At 66.8% G+C, this 17,469-nt stretch carries 15 protein-coding genes; 5 read left to right on the top strand and 10 right to left on the bottom strand.

What is annotated here, in order from left to right; genetic code table 11:
- Positions 1-114: 114 nt before the first annotated feature.
- A complete protein-coding gene (locus AC1DCJ_RS02245; RefSeq protein ID WP_478069977.1) occupies positions 115-2,349 on the bottom strand; it encodes a TonB-dependent siderophore receptor in 2,235 nt (744 codons plus the stop codon).
- A 375-nt stretch (positions 2,350-2,724) separates the two neighbouring features.
- Here AC1DCJ_RS02245 and AC1DCJ_RS02240 point away from each other — a divergent pair, with 375 nt between their 5' ends.
- Positions 2,725-3,936, top strand: coding sequence for an aminotransferase class V-fold PLP-dependent enzyme (locus tag AC1DCJ_RS02240; protein ID WP_478069976.1), 1,212 nt, complete (start codon positions 2,725-2,727; stop codon positions 3,934-3,936).
- Positions 3,937-3,942: 6 nt separating this feature from the next.
- On the opposite strand, the gene AC1DCJ_RS02235 is transcribed toward AC1DCJ_RS02240, so the two are convergent.
- The 6 genes from AC1DCJ_RS02235 to aptA form a co-directional block, all read right to left on the bottom strand.
- Positions 3,943-4,248: an addiction module antidote protein gene (locus tag AC1DCJ_RS02235; RefSeq protein ID WP_038689351.1), complete on the bottom strand. Its 306-nt coding sequence runs from the start codon at positions 4,246-4,248 to the stop codon at positions 3,943-3,945.
- Positions 4,249-4,287: 39 nt separating this feature from the next.
- Positions 4,288-4,578 carry a type II toxin-antitoxin system RelE/ParE family toxin gene (locus AC1DCJ_RS02230; RefSeq protein WP_137189044.1) on the bottom strand — a complete coding sequence of 97 codons (291 nt, stop codon included), beginning with the start codon at positions 4,576-4,578 and terminating at the stop codon, positions 4,288-4,290.
- A gap of 56 nt (positions 4,579-4,634) precedes the next feature.
- Positions 4,635-5,033, bottom strand: a complete 399-nt coding sequence (locus AC1DCJ_RS02225; RefSeq protein ID WP_181406228.1) for a DUF4124 domain-containing protein — start codon at positions 5,031-5,033, stop codon at positions 4,635-4,637.
- Positions 5,034-5,131: 98 nt separating this feature from the next.
- A complete protein-coding gene (locus AC1DCJ_RS02220; protein ID WP_314403718.1) occupies positions 5,132-6,424 on the bottom strand; it encodes a DUF445 domain-containing protein in 1,293 nt (430 codons plus the stop codon).
- A 257-nt stretch (positions 6,425-6,681) separates the two neighbouring features.
- A complete protein-coding gene (locus tag AC1DCJ_RS02215; protein ID WP_478069975.1) occupies positions 6,682-7,554 on the bottom strand; it encodes a ParB N-terminal domain-containing protein in 873 nt (290 codons plus the stop codon).
- Between the two features lie 100 nt (positions 7,555-7,654).
- Positions 7,655-9,007, bottom strand: coding sequence for an omega-aminotransferase AptA (gene aptA / locus AC1DCJ_RS02210; protein WP_137189048.1), 1,353 nt, complete (start codon positions 9,005-9,007; stop codon positions 7,655-7,657).
- Between the two features lie 110 nt (positions 9,008-9,117).
- Between aptA and AC1DCJ_RS02205 the strand changes: the two genes are divergently transcribed.
- Both AC1DCJ_RS02205 and AC1DCJ_RS02200 read left to right on the top strand, forming a co-directional pair.
- On the top strand, positions 9,118-10,620 hold the full coding sequence (locus tag AC1DCJ_RS02205; protein WP_478069974.1) for an aldehyde dehydrogenase: 1,503 nt from the start codon (positions 9,118-9,120) through the stop codon (positions 10,618-10,620).
- Positions 10,621-10,726: 106 nt separating this feature from the next.
- The gene (locus AC1DCJ_RS02200; protein WP_478069973.1) at positions 10,727-12,019 is read left to right on the top strand and encodes an MFS transporter; all 1,293 of its coding nucleotides are present in this window, start codon (positions 10,727-10,729) and stop codon (positions 12,017-12,019) included.
- On the opposite strand, the gene AC1DCJ_RS02195 is transcribed toward AC1DCJ_RS02200, so the two are convergent.
- Both AC1DCJ_RS02195 and AC1DCJ_RS02190 read right to left on the bottom strand, forming a co-directional pair.
- A complete protein-coding gene (locus AC1DCJ_RS02195) occupies positions 12,000-12,461 on the bottom strand; it encodes a bacteriohemerythrin (protein ID WP_128096289.1) in 462 nt (153 codons plus the stop codon). The two genes, AC1DCJ_RS02200 and AC1DCJ_RS02195, sit on opposite strands and share 20 nt — an antisense overlap.
- A 70-nt stretch (positions 12,462-12,531) precedes the next feature.
- Positions 12,532-13,872, bottom strand: coding sequence for a GGDEF domain-containing response regulator (locus AC1DCJ_RS02190; protein ID WP_313246902.1), 1,341 nt, complete (start codon positions 13,870-13,872; stop codon positions 12,532-12,534).
- A 340-nt stretch (positions 13,873-14,212) separates the two neighbouring features.
- On the opposite strand from AC1DCJ_RS02190, the gene AC1DCJ_RS02185 reads away from it, so the two are divergent.
- Together AC1DCJ_RS02185 and AC1DCJ_RS02180 are read left to right on the top strand one after the other, a co-directional pair.
- Positions 14,213-14,659, top strand: coding sequence for a hypothetical protein (locus tag AC1DCJ_RS02185; protein WP_314403714.1), 447 nt, complete (start codon positions 14,213-14,215; stop codon positions 14,657-14,659).
- 556 nt (positions 14,660-15,215) lie between these two features.
- Complete coding sequence (locus tag AC1DCJ_RS02180) at positions 15,216-15,644, top strand: hypothetical protein (protein WP_313246904.1); 429 nt, start codon at positions 15,216-15,218, stop codon at positions 15,642-15,644.
- Between the two features lie 60 nt (positions 15,645-15,704).
- Here the strand turns inward: AC1DCJ_RS02180 and AC1DCJ_RS02175 are convergent, their stop codons facing one another.
- Positions 15,705-17,315 carry an MASE1 domain-containing protein gene (locus AC1DCJ_RS02175; protein ID WP_448135567.1) on the bottom strand — a complete coding sequence of 537 codons (1,611 nt, stop codon included), beginning with the start codon at positions 17,313-17,315 and terminating at the stop codon, positions 15,705-15,707.
- Between the last annotated feature and the right edge of the window lie 154 nt (positions 17,316-17,469).

The following is a 17,469-nucleotide window of genomic DNA, read 5'->3' as shown; positions in this document are numbered from 1 at the left end:
AACCTGCAATGTCATGTCGAACAACGGACATCACCGGCCGCGGCCGGTGATGCATGGAAGAGTGGCCGTCCGTGGCCGTGTCGCTGCACCAGGCAACGTTCCCTTGGAGAACGGTTACAGCTTCCAGCGCAGGTTCAACATCACGTTGCGCGGCTCGCCCCAGTACACGCCGTTGTAGAAACCGACGTTGCTGTAGTACTTCTTGTCGAGCAGGTTGTTGATGTTGAGCTGGGCCGAGAAATTGTCGTTGAAGCGGTAGCCGGCAAACACATTGACCAGGTAGAACGCGTCCTGGGTGATGCGTGCCGATTCGGTGCGGCCGCTGGTCAGGTAGTCGGCGCGCGGCTTGGTGCTGTTGCGGTAGATGCTGCTCTGCCAGCTCACGCCACCGCCCAGCGACAGCCGGTCCCAGGCACCGCTGGGACGCCAGCTGGTGTTGAGGCGGAAGGTGTCGATCGGGTTGGTGGTGTTCTGCAGCACGCCCGCCTGGTTGCGGATGGTGGTATGGGCAAAGCCGGCCGAGATGTTCCAGTTCTCGGTGATGCTGCCCTGGGTCTCCACTTCCCAGCCCCGGACCTTGTTGCCCTTGCCGGTGGAGCGGTAGGCATCGGTGCCGTCGGGCAGGCTGCCTGGCGGTACCGCGTCGTCCAGTTCGGCCACGTTGTCCTTGACGCCCTTGAACACCGCCGCGGAGGCATTGAGGCCGCCGTTGAAGAATTCGCCCTTCAGGCCCGCTTCCCACATGTCGCCGACCACCGGCTCCAGGTAGTTGTTGTTGCGGTCGCGGTAGGACTGCGGCTGGAAAATGTCGGTGTAGCTGGCGTAGGCGCTGAGCTGCCGGGTGAAATCGTAGATCAGGCCAAAGTACGGGGTGAGCGAGTCGTCCGGCTTGTAGCCGCCGCGGGTGGTGCCGTTGCGGTTGCCGGCCGCGTCATAGCGGTAGGCCCAGGTACGGGTTTCCCAGCTGCCGTAGCGCGCGCCCAGCACCGCCAGCAACGGATCGGCCAACTGCAGCTTGGCGGCCACGTAGGCGGCGCGCTGGCGCAGTTCGTTTTCCGAGGCGATGCGGCCCAGGCGCTGGATCGGCAGCTGCGCGACCTGGCCGGTCCAGTTGCGCCAGTCGGGCACCTGGGCGTAGCTGGCCGGGTAGTCGGGGATGTCGATGCCGGGCACCTCGCTGGCGCGCACGGACTGGCCGATGCCGGCGACCAGCTCATGCTCCTGGCCGAACAGACGGAACGGGCCGCTGACGTTGAGGTCGAACACCTTCATTTCGCTGCGTTCGGCGAAGTGGCTGGTGTAGGCAGTGACGCCGGTGCCGTCCGCACGCGGGTAGCCGGCCGCGCCGTACCAGACGCTGCCGTCGGTATCGCGCTTGGCCTGGGTGGCGGCGGCCTTGATCGCCCAGCCATTGCCCAGCTGCTGCTCCAGGCGGGCGAAGGTGGTCTTCTCCACGATCGGCCAGCTGCTCCAGTCGGCCGACATGTTGGTGGAACGCGGCAGGTTGGCCGGCGTACCGTCGGCCCCCCAATACGGCACCACGCCCCAGGTCACGCCGGTGGTCTTCGGCGACTGGTACTCATAGCCCACCTCGAACAGGGTGCTGTCGCTCAGGTCGGCCTGCACGATGCCGTAGAACACGTCCTTGTCGAGCGCGTAGACATCGCGGAACGAATCGCTCTGCTGCTTGGCGGCCACGAACCGCGCGCGCACGCGACCGTCCAGGGCGACCGGGCCGCCGATGTCCGCTTCCAGGCGCTGGTTGCCCCAGCGGCCCACGGTGATCCCGGCGCTCATCGCCACCGCATCGGTGGGGCGCTTGCGCACCATGTTGATGGTGCCCGACGGATCGCCGGCGCCGGTGGTCAGGCCGGTGGCGCCGCGGACCACTTCGATGCGCTCGTAGATCGCACTGTCGGTGTTGGTCTTGAGCGACCCACCGAAGGTGTTGAGCATGCCGTCGATCTGGAAGTTGTTGATGGCATAGCCGCGCGAGATATAGCTGATGCGCTCGCTGTCGGTCACCGACACGTGCACGCCGGTGACCTGGCCCATCACGTCGGACAGCGCGAACAGGCCCATGTCGTCCAGGCGCTGGCGGGTGAGCACGGTGACCGACTGCGGGGTGTGGCGCAGCGACAGGTCCAGCTTGGTCGCGGTGCGCGCCTGCTTGACCGTGTACGAGGTCGGGATGTCGCCATCGGCGGTGACCTTGACCGTGTCCAGCGTGGTTGCATCGCCCGGATCGGTTTCGGCCAGCGCCACCGGTGCGTGGCCGGCAAGCGCGGCAAGCAGGGCCAGGCTCAGCAGCGAAGGGCGGATCAGCGGCGATGCGGTTGAAACGGTCATGTCAGGTGTCCAGGGTGGTAAAGCGGCGGTGCAATCCATTGCGGGCCGCGCGGTGCGGGGCGCCACATGACAACCGTGGTAGGGCAGGGGAAGCCTGCGTCTCCGGCGGGATTGGTCTGGCGCACCGCTTCGCCGCCATCGGCAGGCGCGGGCTCCAGATCGGGTGGGTTGGGGGTGTACACGGGGCAGGACCTGGGCGCGCACTGCGCTGCCGGGGCCGGAAGGGCTAGGCGTACAGCCAATGCGTGAATGATAGTCATTATCATTTCGTTCGGCAAGTGTTATCAAACTGTTCAACGCGTGCCCGTGGCGTGGTCAGGCACGCCGGTCCACTGGCAGACTGAGGCCTGCCAATACCGATACGGACACGTGCTGATGGAAGGGCTGGAACTGCCGACGATCACCAACCACACGCCCGACCTGCTGGCCACCGACGAAGCCTGGTGGGCGAACGTGCGGGCGCTGTACGACCTCGACGACGCGGTGGTGATGCTCGACAACGGGTACTGGGGCGCGATGGCACGCCCGGTGCTTCAGGCCTACCAGCAGGCCACCGCCACGGTGAACGCCGGCAACGCGTGGTTCGGGCGGCGCGCGTTTCCACCCCTGTTGGAACAGGCGCGCACGCATCTGGCCGACGTGCTGGGCGTGCACGCCGATGAGATCGCGCTCACCCGCGGCGCCACCGAGGCGATGCAGGTGCTGATCGGCGGCTACAACCGGCTCGCCCCCGGCGACACCGTGCTGTATGCCGATACCGACTACGACAGCATGATCAGTGCGATGCGCTGGTTGCACGCCCGCCGCGGCGTGGTGGCGGAGCGCATCGTGCTGCCCGAGCCGTTCGACCACGACAGCATCATCGAAGCCTACCGGCAGGCACTACAGCGCTACCCGCGCACCCGCCTGCTATTGCTCACCCAGGTCAACCACCGCAACGGCATGCTGCTGCCGGTAGCCGAGATCGCGGCGCTGGCCCGTGCCGCCGGCGTGGAGGTGGTGCTCGATGCCGCGCATGGCATCGGCCAAGTGGATACTCCGCTGCGCGCGCTGGGGGTGGATTTCGTCGGCATCAACCTGCACAAGTGGATCGGCGCGCCGGTGGGCATGGGCGCCATCTACGTGCGGCGCGACCGCGTGCGCGACCTGGACCCATACATGGGCGAGGCCGACGATGACCGCATCGACACCCGCATCCACACCGGCACGGTCAACTTCGCCGCGTGCATGGCGCTGCCGGTTGCGCTGGACCTGCACCAGCGCATCGGGGTGGCCAACAAGCGCGCCCGCCTGTTGTACCTGCGCAACCTGTGGCTGGACGCGCTGCGCGACGAAGAGGGCGTGCAACTGCTGGCCTCGGCCGATCCACGGCTGTCCAGCGCGATCGCCGCCTTCCGCCTGCGCGGGCAGACCACGCTGGCCGACACCACCGCCACCGCCGAGCAGATGGTCCGGCACTCGGGCGTGTTCGTGGTGCCACGCGACGGCCTGGCCTCCGGCGCCTGCCTGCGGGTGACGCCGGGCATCTTCAGCACGCCGGCGCAGATGGCGGCGTTGGTGGGCGCGGTACGTGCGGTGCTGGGGTAGGGACGCTCAGGCCTGCCCGGAGTGGTCCAGCGGTGTGACCGTCAGCCGCACGCCGAGCGCGCCAAGCACGCGCTGCACCGTGTCAAAGCGAGGGTGCGCGCCGGGTTTGAGGGCTTTGTACAGGCTCTCGCGGCCCAGGCCGGTCGACTCGGCGATGTGGGCCATTCCGCGTGCGCGCGCCACGGCCTGCAGTGCATCCTGGAAATGCACCGCGTCGTCGGCGGCCAGCGCCTCGGTGAGGTACACCGCAATGGCGGCGTCGTCGACCAGATGGTCGGCAGGGTCGAAGGCGAGAAGGTGAGGCTTGCGCATGGAGAGATTCCTGGAGAGAGAGCCGCGTGGCAGCGCACGCTAGAGCTGGTCGGCGATCCGTTGCGCCTTCTTGATGTCCGATGCCTGGCTGTCCTTGCTGCCGGCACAGAGCAGGATGATCAATTGCCTGCCACGCCGCGTGAAGTACACGCGGTACCCCGGGCCATGATGGATGCGCAGCTCACTGACGTGGCCGCCAACCGGCTTGACGTCACCTTCGAGCCCATGGGCCAGGCGCTGGATGCGTTCTGCGATGAACGCGCGCGCTCGCGTGTCGCGCAATCGGCGCAGCCACCTGTCGAAGTCCTCGGTTGCCCGCACCGACGTCATGACGATGAGTGTATCTGATTGGATACTGGTTGCAAGCGGGCAGATGCCCGCTGCACTCACCGCTTCGCGCAGGCCTTCTTGATCTCGTCTTCGATGCGCGGCGGCGCGGTGCGCCCGAAGGCTTCGCTGATGTCGCGGCGCACGCGCAGGTCGTCGCACTTTTCCGGGTCCACCGAACCGTCGATGACCGTACCGCGCACCGCCGGCTGACCGCGGCCGGCATCGGCCTGCATGCGCCGGCGGGCGTCGTACAGCTCGCGCTGGGCGCGGGTGCGTTCTTCCCAGCTCAGCTTGGGGTCGCGGGTGATCGGTCGGGTCACGCCGGTGTCCTGCTCGGGCGGGCAGGGCACGGTCTGGTAGATGGTCTGCCCGCCGGCGGCGCATTTGTACACGCGCCCGGCATGGGCGCTGCTGGCCAGCGCGCACAGCGCCAGCGCAAGGATGGTCCGTTGCATCATTCCCCCTGTGGGCCACACCAGCCCGGAATGCGCGGCAGAATACGCGAACCAATTCACAAAAACACCCGGTCAATCCGTCAACCGGGCGGGGGTGCCTACCAGTGCATCCACACCGTCAGGGCGTGCAGCAGCAGGCCGATCAGGCCGCCCACCAAGGTGCCGTTGAAGCGGATGAACTGCAGGTCGCGGCCGACGCTCAGTTCCAGTTGTTCAACCAGGTGGCGCTCGTCCCAGCCCTTGACGGTCTGCGCGATGTGCTGGGTGACGCCTTCGCGCAGGCGGCTGGTCAGGCGCTCGGCGCCGTCCATCAGGTGCTGGTTGAGCGCATCGCGCAGCGACGGATCGTCCTGCAGCGCCTGCCCGACCGAGGCCAGGCTGCGGCGCAGGTGGCCGGCCAGTGCCGACTCCTCACTGGACAGGTCCGCGCGCAGGCTGGCGTGGATGCGCTCCCACAAGCCTTGCACATAGTCCTGCACGGCCGGATGGTCGATGATCTGTTGCTTGATCTGGTCGATCTTCCCGGCCAGCGCCGGGTCGGTGCGCAGGCGCTGGATATAGTCGGCCAGCCAGGTTTCGTAATCCCGCCGCAGCGGGTGCTCGGGCTGGGCCAGAATCTGCTGCAGTTCGGCCAGCACCGCGTGCGCCATGCGCTCGGCCAGGCTGTCGCCGATCTCGTCGATCGGCTTGACCCAGTTCACGGTGCTGGCCAGCTTGGGCCACTCGCGCTGGATGTAGCGCACGATCAGCTCGGACGCGCGCTGCTTCACCGATTCGTTGTCCAGCCACTCGCTGACCCGGGTCAGGCCCTCGTCGAGCACGCGCTGGTGGCGGTTGTCGGCGGTGAGCAGGCCCAGCAGCTCGCCGGCGGTGGCTGCGGCATTCCACTGGCGCAGCTGCTGGATCACAAAGCCCTGGATGCTGCGCCGTACCGCCGCCTCGTCCAGGAAGTCCAGCGCCTGCAGTGCCCAGCCGCGGGCCATGTCGGCCAACAGCCGCGACCGTGCCGGGTCGGCCAGCCAGCTGCCCAGCCGGCTGGCCGGATCGAACACCTGCAACCGCGCCAGCAGCGCCTGCGGTTCCAGGAACTGGTCGCGCACGAACACCGCCAGGCTGTCGGCGATGCGGTCCTTGCTGTGCGGGATGATCGCGGTGTGCGGAATGGGCAGGCCCAGCGGCCGCCGGAACAGCGCCACCACGGCGAACCAGTCGGCCAGCGCGCCCACGGCGGCGGCCTCGCAGAACGCCGACACCCAGGCCCAGATGCCGCGCTCGCCCTGCAGATGGCTGATGACGAAGCCGGCCAGCATGGCCAGCAGCATCGCCAGCGCGATGAGTTTGAGACGGCGCAGCTGCGCGCGGCGGGGATCGGGCGGAGAAATAGGCGTCATCCCCACAGTCTACCCACCCCCGTATGAGCACCCGGTAGTGCCGGCCGCTGGCCGGCAACCAGGCGAACCCCGACAGAACGGCAGTGCCGGGCTCTACCCGGCAATCCCTCACCCCGTACCGGAGCCAACCGGTAGTGCCGGCCGCTGGCCGGCAACCACGCATACCGTCCGAAAGGCCATGGCGATGCCCGCACGAAGAGCAGCCGGGCAGAGCCCGGCTCTACGGAGATCGCGCTGCAGCCGGGCAGAGCCCGGCGTTACGCGGCCAGCTGCCTGCGCAGTGCCGCCAGCTGCTGGCGCAGGGCGTCGTTTTCCAGCGTCAGCGCAATCACACGCTGGCGCAGTTCGGCGGGGCCTTCGCCCAATGCGTTGAGCGCGTCGGCAATCTCGGCTTCGCGGCTGGGGTCCACCTCGGTGTCACCATCAGCGCTGCGCAGCACTTCCTGCACCGGCTTGCGCGGCTTGCGCTTGGCCTCGCGCACGCGCTTGGCGGCCTGCTTCAGCTCGTCCTTGCCGCCCACGGCCGCAGCGCGTTGCTCATCCTCGGGCAGGTCGGCCACCGCCGCGGCGGCGCTGATCGAGATCACCCCGGTCTTCACCGCCTCCACCAGCTCCGGCGCGGCCTGCTTGTGGATGCGCTCGATCATCGTCACCTGGCTGCTGCTCAGGCGCGCTTCGCGGGCCATGTCGGCGCGGCTGACCTTCGGCGCCGGTGCCCACGGCGGGCTGTCCTCGTCACTCTCCGGGCTGGCATCGGCGATCTCGCCGTCGCTTTCCTTCTGCAGCTGGGCCTGCTCGGCACGATGGCGCTCGGCCAGGATGTCGCGCTTGCGCAGGGCCAGCACGCCGCGTTGGAAGTCGGACACGCTGCGCCGCCCCAGGTGCTGCTCGATCATCCACAGGTGCACGTCGTCCATCGACTGGAAACGGGTGTTCTGCACGGTCTGGAACGGCAGGCCGTGCTTCTGGCAGATGCCGAAACGGTTATGCCCGTCCACCAGCACATCGCCCCACAGCACCAGCGCATCGCGGCAGCCTTCGGCCAGGATGCTGCGCTCCAGCGCGTCGTGCTCGTCGGTGGTCAGGGGATCGATGTAGGCCTTGAGTTCTTCTTTGACAACAATGTCCATGCAATCCGGTACGCGAGCCAACGTGACCGACCATTGTAATGGGGCGGGGTAGTCGCGTCCCGGTCGCCGGGTTCAGACAGCGCGGCCGGCCCGTGGGGCCTCAGGCGGTGGCGTTGATCATGTCGCCCAGGATCTCCACGATGCGGTCGATCTGCGCCTTGTCGATGATCAGCGGCGGCGACAGCGCGATCACGTCACCGGTGCAGCGCACCAGCAGGCTGCCATCGCGGAAGCAGCGCTCGAACACCTCATAGCCACGCGCGCCGGGCGCATCCTTGCGCGGCATCAGCTCCACCGCGCCGATCAGCCCGAAATTGCGGATGTCCACCACGTGCGGCAGGCCGCGCAGGCTGTGCAGCGCCGATTGCCAGTACTCGCCCAGCTCGATGGCACGCTCGAACAGGTGCTCCTCGGCATAGGTGTCCAGCGTGGCCAGCGCGGCCGCGCAGGCCAGCGGGTGGGCCGAATAGGTATAGCCGTGGAACAGCTCGATCGCCGCCGGCGGGCCCTGCATGAAGGCCGCATGCACCGCATCGGACACCAGCGTGGCGCCCATCGGCACCGCACCATTCGTCAGCCCCTTGGCCAGTGTCATCAGGTCCGGGGTCACCCCGAAGCGCTGCGCGGCGAATGCGTTGCCCACCCGGCCGAAGCCGGTGATCACCTCGTCGAATACCAGCAGGATGCCGTGCTGGTCGCAGATCTCGCGCAGCCGCTGCAGGTAGCCCGGCGCCGGCAGGATCACCCCGGCCGAGCCGGCGACCGGTTCGACGAACACCGCGGCGATGGTGGAGGCATCGTGCAGCGCGATCAGCCGCTCCAGGTCCTCGGCCAGCTCGGCGCCATGCCGTGGCAGGCCCGGGCTGAACGCATTGCGCTGCAGGTCCAGGGTGTGGCGCAGGAAATCGCTGCCGGCCAGCAATGACCCGAACTGCTTGCGGTTGTTGGGCAGCCCGCCAATGGACATGCCGCCGAACCCGACCCCGTGGTAAGCCTTTTCACGGCCGATGAAGCGGGTGCGCTGCCCCTCACCGCGCAGGCGGTGGTAGCCCAGCACGATCTTCATCGCGGTATCCACCGCTTCGGAACCCGAGTTGCTGAAGAACACATGGTTCAACGGTGCCGGTGCCAGCGCGGCCAGGCGCTGGGCCAGCACGAACGGCAACGGCGTGCCCATCTGGAAGGGCGGGGCGAAATCCAGCGTGGCGGCCTGCTGCTGGATCGCCTGCACGATGCGCGGCCGCGCATGGCCGGCGTTGCAGCACCACAACCCGGCCGCGGCATCCAGCACCGGGCGGTCGTCGACATCGTGGTAATACATGCCTTCGGCCCGCACCAGCAGGCGCGGTGACGCCTTGAACTGACGGTTGGCGCTGAACGGCATCCAGAACGCGTCCATCGTGTCGGGGCGCTGCTGGGACAGGGACGACAACGGGTGTTCGGCACGGCGCATCGGCAACTCCGCAGGGAACCGGATGGTCACGACTCTATCGCAGATGCATCACGGCGCGGGGTGAGGACGGTGGGTATAAAGGGGGCCGATATCCACTGCTGGAGACCCCGATGACCGCTGCCCGTACCCGTGAGGAATGGCAACGCCAGGCCGATGCGCTGGTAGTGAACGGCCAGGCCTTCATCGATGGCCGTTACGTGGACGCCGCCGATGGCGCGCGCTTTGCCTGCATCAGCCCGATCGACGGCCGCGTACTGGCCCAGGTGGCCGACTGCGGCAGCGCCGACGTGGAGCGCGCGGTGGCCGCCGCACGCCGCGCCTTCGATGCCGGGCACTGGTCGCGCGCTGCGCCGACGCACCGCAAGGCGCTCATGCTGCGCCTGGCCGACCTGGTCGAACAGCACGCAGACGAGCTGGCGCTGCTGGAAAGCCTGGACATGGGCAAGCCGGTCCGCGACGCGCGCCAGGGCGACCTGCCGGGTGCGGTGCGCTGCCTGCGCTGGACCGCCGAGGCCATCGACAAGGTGTACGGCGAGATCGCCCCGACCGCACCGGACACGCTGGGCCTGGTCAGTCGCGAGCCGGTGGGCGTGGTGGCCGCCATCGTGCCGTGGAACTTCCCGCTGCTGATGGCCTGCTGGAAGATCGCCCCGGCGCTGGCGGCCGGCAATTCGCTGGTGCTCAAGCCGTCCGAGCGGTCGCCGCTGAGTGCGATCCGGCTGGCGGCGCTGGTCGCCGAGGCCGGTATCCCCGAAGGCGTGTTCAACGTGCTGCCCGGCGATGGAAAGCGCGCCGGCGAGCCGCTGGCGCTGCACATGGACGTGGATGCGCTGGCCTTCACCGGCTCCACCGCGGTGGGCCGGCGCCTGCTGCAGTGCGCCGGCTTGTCCAACCTCAAGCGCACCTGGCTGGAGTGCGGCGGCAAGAGCCCGAACCTGGTGTTCGCCGACGCGCCCGATCTGGACAAGGCGGCCGAAGCGGCGGCCACCGGCATCTTCTACAACCAGGGCGAGGTCTGTACCGCGGCGTCGCGGCTGCTGGTGCAGCGCTCCATCCAGGACGAATTCGTGACCCGCGTGCTGGCCCATGCACGGCGCATGCAGCCCGGCCACCCATTCGATCCGGACGCGCCGATGGGAGCGCTGGTCGACGACGCCCATGCCGACCACGTGCTTGAGCACATCAACCGCGGCCAGGCCGAAGGCGCGCGGCTGCTGCTGGGCGGCAAGCGGGTGGAGGTGGTGGCCGGTGGCAGCTACGTGCAGCCCACCGTGTTCGACGAGGTGGACGCCGGCCACAGCATTGCGCGCGAGGAAATCTTCGGTCCGGTGCTGTCGGTGCTGGGCTTCGACCACGAGGCCGATGCGGTGCGGCTGGCCAACGATTCGCGCTACGGCCTGGCCGCCGGTCTGTGGACCCGCGACCTGGGCCGCGCGCATCGGGTGGCGCGCCAGCTGCGCGCGGGCAGCGTGTGGGTGAACCAGTGGGATGGCGGCGACATGACCGCCCCGTTCGGCGGCTACAAGCAGTCCGGCATCGGCCGCGACAAATCGCTGCACGCCTTCGACAAGTACACCGAGCTCAAGGCGACCTGGATCCACCTGGGCGAGTGACCGCGCCGGGCCGGCGTGCCCGCGGCGACGGTCACGTCTGCAACCATCGGCCGCAGCGTCGTGCGGCCATGGCAGAATCGGGCAGCTGCCCTTTTGCGTGTGCCCGATGTCGACTCCCGCTGCACCTGCTGCCAACCCCCCGCGCCGGATCCTGCTGGCCAGCCTGATCGGCACCACCATCGAGTTCTTCGACTTCTACATTTACGCCACGGCGGCGGTGCTGGTGTTCCCGCACCTGTTCTTCCCCGACAGCAGCGACGGCGCGGCCCTGCTGCAGTCGTTGGCCACCTTCGCGGTGGCCTTCATCGCGCGGCCGGTGGGCTCGGCGGTGTTTGGCCACTACGGCGACCGGATCGGGCGCAAGGTCACGCTGGTGGCCGCCCTGTTGACCATGGGCGTGTCCACCGTGGCGATCGGCCTGTTGCCGACGCACGCCAGCATCGGCATCCTCGCCCCGGCGCTGCTGGCGTTGTGCCGGTTCGGCCAGGGCCTTGGGCTGGGCGGTGAGTGGGGCGGGGCGGTACTGCTGGCCACCGAGAACGCGCCGCCGGGCAAGCGCGCCTGGTACGGCATGTTCCCGCAGCTGGGCGCGCCGCTGGGCTTCCTGCTGTCGGCCGGCATCTTCCTGCTGCTGGGGCGGGCGATGAGCGATGCCGACTTCCTGCAGTGGGGCTGGCGCGTTCCGTTCCTGGCCAGCTCGCTGCTGGTGGCGGTGGGCCTGTGGGTCCGCCTGAACATCCATGAGACCCCGCAGTTCCAGGCCGCGCTGGACCGCAACGAGCGGGTCAAGCTGCCCATGTGGACGGTCATGCGCGAACACGGCCTGACCCTGGTGCTGGGCACGCTGGGCGCGTTCGCCACGTTCGTGCTGTTCTATCTGATGACGGTGTTTACCCTGGGCTACGGCACCACCGTGCTGCAGTACAGCCGCGAGCAGTTCCTGCTGCTGCAGATGGTGGGCATCCTGTTCTTCGCGGCCGGCATTCCATTGTCGGCGCTGTACGGCGACCGTTGGGGCACGCGCCGCACCATGATCGTGGCCAGCGGCCTGATCCTCGCGTTCGGCATCGTGTTCGCCCCGCTGTTCCAGGCCGGCAGCCCGTGGCTGGTGCTGGGCTTCCTGTCGCTGGGGCTGTTCCTGATGGGCCTCACCTACGGCCCGTGCGGCACGTTCCTGGCCGAAATCTACCCGGTGCAGGTGCGCTACACCGGGGCGTCGCTGTCGTTCAACCTGGCCGGCATCCTGGGCGCGGCCCCGGCGCCTTACGTGGCCACCTGGCTGGCCGAGCGCTTCGGCCTGCTCGCGGTGGGCTTCTACCTGTGCGGCACCGCGCTGGTCACCATCCTGGCGCTGCTGGCCATGGGCCGGCGCGCGGCCGTCAGCGGAAGAAGCGCTTGAGCGTGCGCCCCAGCCAGTTACCCTGCTGGTGCTCGCGGGCGAACTGGTTCAGGTGCAGCTTGACCTGCGGCGCGTAGGCCTTGTCGTCGCCACGGATGTGGTTGAACAGCCAGCGCGACAGCATGGTGCGCAGTTCGTCGCTGATGTCTTCGCCGGCCTGGAAGCGCAGGCGGTACTCGGCCACGCGCTTGATGAAAATCTCATGCACGCGCTTGTGCGCCGCACAGAACGGGTAGCCGGCTTCCTCCATCAGCTCTTCCTCGAAGGCGAAGTGCGACATGGTGTAGTCCACCAGTTCGTCGATCACCTCGGCCACCGCCAGCCGTTGCAGACTGGTCTGCGCCACGTGCAGGTGGTTGAGCATCTCCACGATCCGCATGTGCTGGTGGTCGATGACGTCGATGCCGATGTTCAGGTCGTCCTGCCAGACCAGAAGTGCCATGGTGCGTTCCCTGTGGTGTTCAACTGGGAACGACTCTAGGTTGATCGCGACACGCTCGCGTTGATCTCGATCAAGGCGCCAGGGCGGTTTCCCGGGCGGCACTGGCCACGCTGGTGCAGCTCACCCGGTTGCGCCCGCCGGCCTTGGCCAGGTACAGCTGGCGGTCGGCCTCGGAGATCAGGCGGTGCAGGGAATCGCGCTGCGGGCGCAGGCAGCACAGCCCGATGCTGACGGTCATGCGCAGGGTGGTGTCGCCCAGCTTCACCTCCAGCGCGGCAATGCGCTCGCGCAGCATTTCGAAGTAGCCGCGCGCCTCGTCTTCTTCCAGCCCCGGCACCAGCAGGCAGAATTCCTCACCGCCGAAGCGTGCGATCAGGTCCTGGTCGCGGGCGTGGCCCGCCACGGCAGCGGCCACCGCGCGCAGCGCGTCGTCGCCGGCCTCATGGCCGTGGGTGTCGTTGATGTGCTTGAAGTGGTCGATGTCGATCATCGCCACCGCCACCAGATCATCGTTGAGGTGCAGCTGCGGCAGCTGGCGCTGGCTCTGCTCCAGGAAGCTGCGCCGGTTCGGCAGCCCGGTCAGGAAGTCGCGCGTGGCCAGGTCCTGCAGGGTGCCGATCAGCTCCAGCTGGTCCACGTTCTGCGAGACGCGGCAGAAGAACTCTTCGCGTGAGAACGGCTTGCGCAGGAAGTCGTTGGCTCCGTTCTTGAGGAAGCGCGGGATCAGCGAGGGGTCGGTGTTGCCGGAAATACCGATCACCGCCACCTTGTCGCGCGAGCGCAGGGTGCGCAGCCGGCGGGTGAACTCCACCCCCTCCATGCCGGGCATTTCCTGGTCCACCACGGCCAGCCGGATCGCCGGGTGCGCCTCGATCGCCTTCAGTCCCTCGGCGCCGTCGGCGGCCTCGTAGACGGTGTGGCCGTACATGCGCAGCAGCGAGGCGGCGTACATCCGCGCCGACATCGAATCATCCACCACCAGGGCCGCGATGCGCCGGTTGCGCTCCAGCCGCTGCACCAGCCACACCAGGTAATCGATGCTGCCGGGGGTGTTCTTCAGGACGTAATCGATGATCTGCTGCTGCAGCACGCGCTTGCGCAGGTCTTCGTCGTAGACGCCGCTGACCACCACCGTGGGCAGCCCGCGCGACAGGAAGAACTCCACCACGTTGTCGCGGTCGCCATCGGCCAGCACCAGCCCGGTCAGGACCAGGAACCAGCCCTGTTCCTCGTCCAGCAGCCGTCCGGCCTCGGCCAGGCTTGTGGCGACGAACACCGGCAGCTCCAGCCGCTGCTCGATCGCCTCGCGCAGCATGCTGGTGAAGGTGCGCGAGTTTTCCACCAGCAGGATCCGCTGGGGTAAGGCATCACCGGGGTCGCTGTCGAAAGCGCCCTGCAACAGAGCCGGCATGTGGCGTACGCTCGATTTCGAGTGGGTCGGCAGATATAGCGGCGATTTCACATGCAACTTTAGGGTGGATTGGTTGGCCGTGCCGCGGTGCCGGTCGGGACGGGCGATGCTGGAGGGCCCATGCTGTTGCGCCGGTGGGACCCTTGGCGCCAGGCAGTGCCTCTGAAACCCTCTGCCGCGCGCTGCATGGACCTGACGGCACTGTACGGGACTGATGCCCACTCTGGCGCGGAGAAACAACCGGGGTCATTACTCTTTAGGAATATTGTCAAGGAATATGTGCCCGCGGCAACGATAGAATCGTCTGGCCGTTTCCATTTCTTATCCTATGGAGGTGCTTGTGCGAATTTACCGCGTTCGTGATGTGGTTCTGGTCGTTAGCCTGCTCTCGATGCCGTTTGTCGCGGCAGCCGCCTGCTGTCCGAGCGATGGCAACGGCATTGCGTTGGCCAAAAGCGGTATGGGTGAATCGCTTCCATTGGCGGTCAACCTGAGCCAGGATCCCAACTGGCTCGTGTACGGTTTCGAGCGCGATGGAATCTCGTATTACCAGGTAAATGATCTTGCAGGCCAGGTGCGCGTGATCGTGGGCAAGATCGACGATCAATTCTTCACCTTGCCGGCCGGGAAGAGCCCCGCACGGACGTCGTTGCCGTCCCAGCGTCTGGTCGTGCCGGGCAACGCCGTGCGCCGCGAGGTGTACAGGCGTGCCGAGTTTGCGCTGGTGGTGTACGGCGAGGGCAATGACGCCATCTGGTCCGTCGAGGTTCCCGCAAGCGGCGGTTGAGGGTCCCTTTGGTCCAGCCGTGAGCCGGAAACGGCTGAATCTGGTCCAGACCACCGCAGATATCTACGACCCATGGCGATCTGGTCAGCGCCTCATGTCTGCCACTGCCAGAGGCGCCGACAGGCGCGAACCCACGGTGTCCCGGGATTTCAGACGCGGCTCTTGCCGGGTCTGCCATCAGAACCGTCCGGAATCGATTCTGGTGGCACCGCCGCCATAGGCGAGTATCCGCTCCGCCAGTCGCCCCCGTGGTACGTGCTTCTGTCGCTTCGGAAAGTGCACGTTCTTGAGCAGCGAGAGGTCAAACGGAATGGGCAAATGTTCCCAGGACTGGAGATAGTATCGCTGGCGCATTGACGGGATTCTGGAGGCCAGAATGCATCTTTCTCGCTGATGCTGTAATGCGTTGTCCGCCAACGTGGGCTGGCCCATCGGGAGTTTGCGACGAGGGCGCCCGCAGCCCACGGGCTTCAACGCCGAATGCTGTTCAACCGGTCGGTGGCTTGGCAGTACCATCGCCGGACATCCCTAAACCAGAAACGACTCGGAGGTTAATGTGCGGCTTTCCACTCTTCGCAACGCAGCAGGTATTCTGATCCTGGCGGCTATTCCCATGATCGCATCGGCCCAGTCCGACGATCACGGGGTACAACTGGCCAAGCGCGGTCTCGGCCAGTCCCAGCCGATGGCTCTGGACCTGAGCCTTGATCCGAACTGGCGTCTGTACGGATTCCAGCGGGACGGAATTTCCTACTATCAGATCAATGATCTGGCGGGTAGGGTGCAGGTGATCATCGGTAGCGCAGATGATGTGTTCTGGGTGCTCCCGGCTGGCGAGAGCACGGCGAAGGTATCGTTGCCCACGCAGCACCTTCAGTTGCCTACGGGCGTCACGCGTTCGCTGGTGTACAGGGGGGCTGAGTTCTCCCTGGTGCTGTATGGCAGTGGCGCCAATGCAGTGTGGTCGGTAGAAGCCGGCCAGTGACATAGGCAACCGCCTGCAGGTGGCAATGACCACCTGCAGGTCCTGGCCCGTTTCGGATGCTCAGGTCAGTGCTTGCTGACTGCCCAAGCCTGCCACACCAGCTTGATCCAGCGTGCTGGACTGCATGGCCGCGGCACTTGAACTTGTTGATGTCTCAAACAGCGCCATTCTGATTCGATTGCGTCTGCACTGAACGACACCACTGTAGGCCAGGGTTCGGCCTGCCAGGCGCTCTGTCGCCAACGCGACTGTCGCGTCAGACAGACTGCGCCGGGAATCGAGCAGGCCCACCGTGAGTACGATTCCGCTCTGGTGTCCAACGCGTCCGCAACGCGCGCGGACACGCACCTGCCCGGATTCGCTCTTCAGCAGGAGCGACACGGCCTCGGTCAGTGTTCGATACGTTGCCAACTGCAGCTCAACGCTCAATCGACAGGGATCGCCGCCAAGCTGTGGCCGAAGCACCCGTGCCGTGAGCTCCCATGCCTCTCTCACGCCGCCGGCCTGTAGGGCGACATATAGGCCCAGATGCTCCAGCGACGTGGGATACACCATGCTGGTCTGCTCGCGGAACTGGCGCGAATGCACGGCCGACGTGTGCAGCAGGCTGGTCGCAATCGTGTGATGCCCCTGTTGCTTCAACCAGCTCACAATCTCGCCGAGGGACATGTCGATGCCATCCCCGAGTCTGCGCAGATGAAGCGCACGCTCGCGCAGGTCCATTTCACTGGCGATATGCGAGGTCCGCGCGAGTTTGATGGCGTTTTTTCCATCGAAGTCGCGAATTCTGTATTGGTGGTAGTAGTGCGTGATCCGAGAGCCAAGCACGAGCAGCGCGGCACCGGTGATCGCCATGATCTGCTGCGTGGCGAATGTTGCCGCGTCGAATGATGTTGGCGAGGGGCTGGCCATCGTCAGCCCGAGGACGAGGTTCAGTGCCGGGACGCTGATCGCGGCGCCGCGCCAGCCGTGAAGACAGGTGAGCGCAATGGCGGGCAGCGCCATCAGTAGTTGCAGGCTGGTCTTGGCGGCGGACGACTCCGTTGGCACAAGTGTCGCAAGAAGTCCCAGTGCGATCATCGTGCCAAGGCCGGCTATCGTCGCGGTAGAGAAACCAGGCTTGTTCTCGCGGTCGCTGCTCTGACGCATCCAAAGCAGAACAAGCGGGGCAATCGTCAGAATGCCGATGAAGTCGCCCACCATGTAGCGGGCCACACTGGTGAAGTACGGCGTTGCGGGGGGGATCGGCCACAGCAGCTCGGAAAGACTGCGGTTGATTAGGGAGACGACAATCGCGCTTGATGCCGCCAGCGATATGAGCCAGATGTTGGTTGTGGCGTGCACCAGCTTCTGATGAAGGCGGGTCAGCAACATCACCGCCGGCATCAAACTGGCCGACGCCAGGATCACCCAGGTGAGCCCGTACTTTTCGACCATCGGGTAACGCATCTGCGCGAAGTAGGCGTATTCGCCCAACAACAGATAGGGCCACAACCGCGGCGGGCACAACAGAACCGCTGCTACACGAACGCCAGCGGGCAGGTAGAACTGATCCAGTGACAGTTGGCGCGCGGCCCAGCAGGCGATGGCGTACACAGCAGCCAACACGAATCCAGCCGGACGAATGTGAAGGTTCACCTGAAGCCCGTCTTTCCACCAATCCAGTCGCACGCGTTCCCTCCCGTTCGTGCCCAGCCAGCGTCCATGCACTGGACTATTCCGTTCAGACAGGACGGTATCGGCAGAAACCGGTTTATGCAATTGCAGACAGCAATTATCAGAATCGGATCAAGTGCGGATGCGTTGTTGGTCGTCCCAACATGGC

It is taken from the genome of Stenotrophomonas sp. 10N36 (assembly GCF_056395005.1).
Note: the sequence above shows the minus strand (reverse complement) of the source record. Positions and strands in the feature narration are given on the sequence as shown.

Bases quoted from the DNA above. Each gene is read 5' to 3' on its own strand.
- AC1DCJ_RS02245 (WP_478069977.1), bottom strand. From the start codon at position 2,349: ATGACCGTTTCAACCGCATCGCCGCTGATCCGCCCTTCGCTGCTGAGC.
- AC1DCJ_RS02240 (WP_478069976.1), top strand. From the start codon at position 2,725: ATGGAAGGGCTGGAACTGCCGACGATCACCAACCACACGCCCGACCTG.
- AC1DCJ_RS02235 (WP_038689351.1), bottom strand. From the start codon at position 4,248: ATGCGCAAGCCTCACCTTCTCGCCTTCGACCCTGCCGACCATCTGGTC.
- AC1DCJ_RS02230 (WP_137189044.1), bottom strand. From the start codon at position 4,578: ATGACGTCGGTGCGGGCAACCGAGGACTTCGACAGGTGGCTGCGCCGA.
- AC1DCJ_RS02225 (WP_181406228.1), bottom strand. From the start codon at position 5,033: ATGCAACGGACCATCCTTGCGCTGGCGCTGTGCGCGCTGGCCAGCAGC.
- AC1DCJ_RS02220 (WP_314403718.1), bottom strand. From the start codon at position 6,424: ATGACGCCTATTTCTCCGCCCGATCCCCGCCGCGCGCAGCTGCGCCGT.
- AC1DCJ_RS02215 (WP_478069975.1), bottom strand. From the start codon at position 7,554: ATGGACATTGTTGTCAAAGAAGAACTCAAGGCCTACATCGATCCCCTG.
- aptA (WP_137189048.1), bottom strand. From the start codon at position 9,007: ATGCGCCGTGCCGAACACCCGTTGTCGTCCCTGTCCCAGCAGCGCCCC.
- AC1DCJ_RS02205 (WP_478069974.1), top strand. From the start codon at position 9,118: ATGACCGCTGCCCGTACCCGTGAGGAATGGCAACGCCAGGCCGATGCG.
- AC1DCJ_RS02200 (WP_478069973.1), top strand. From the start codon at position 10,727: ATGTCGACTCCCGCTGCACCTGCTGCCAACCCCCCGCGCCGGATCCTG.
- AC1DCJ_RS02195 (WP_128096289.1), bottom strand. From the start codon at position 12,461: ATGGCACTTCTGGTCTGGCAGGACGACCTGAACATCGGCATCGACGTC.
- AC1DCJ_RS02190 (WP_313246902.1), bottom strand. From the start codon at position 13,872: ATGCCGGCTCTGTTGCAGGGCGCTTTCGACAGCGACCCCGGTGATGCC.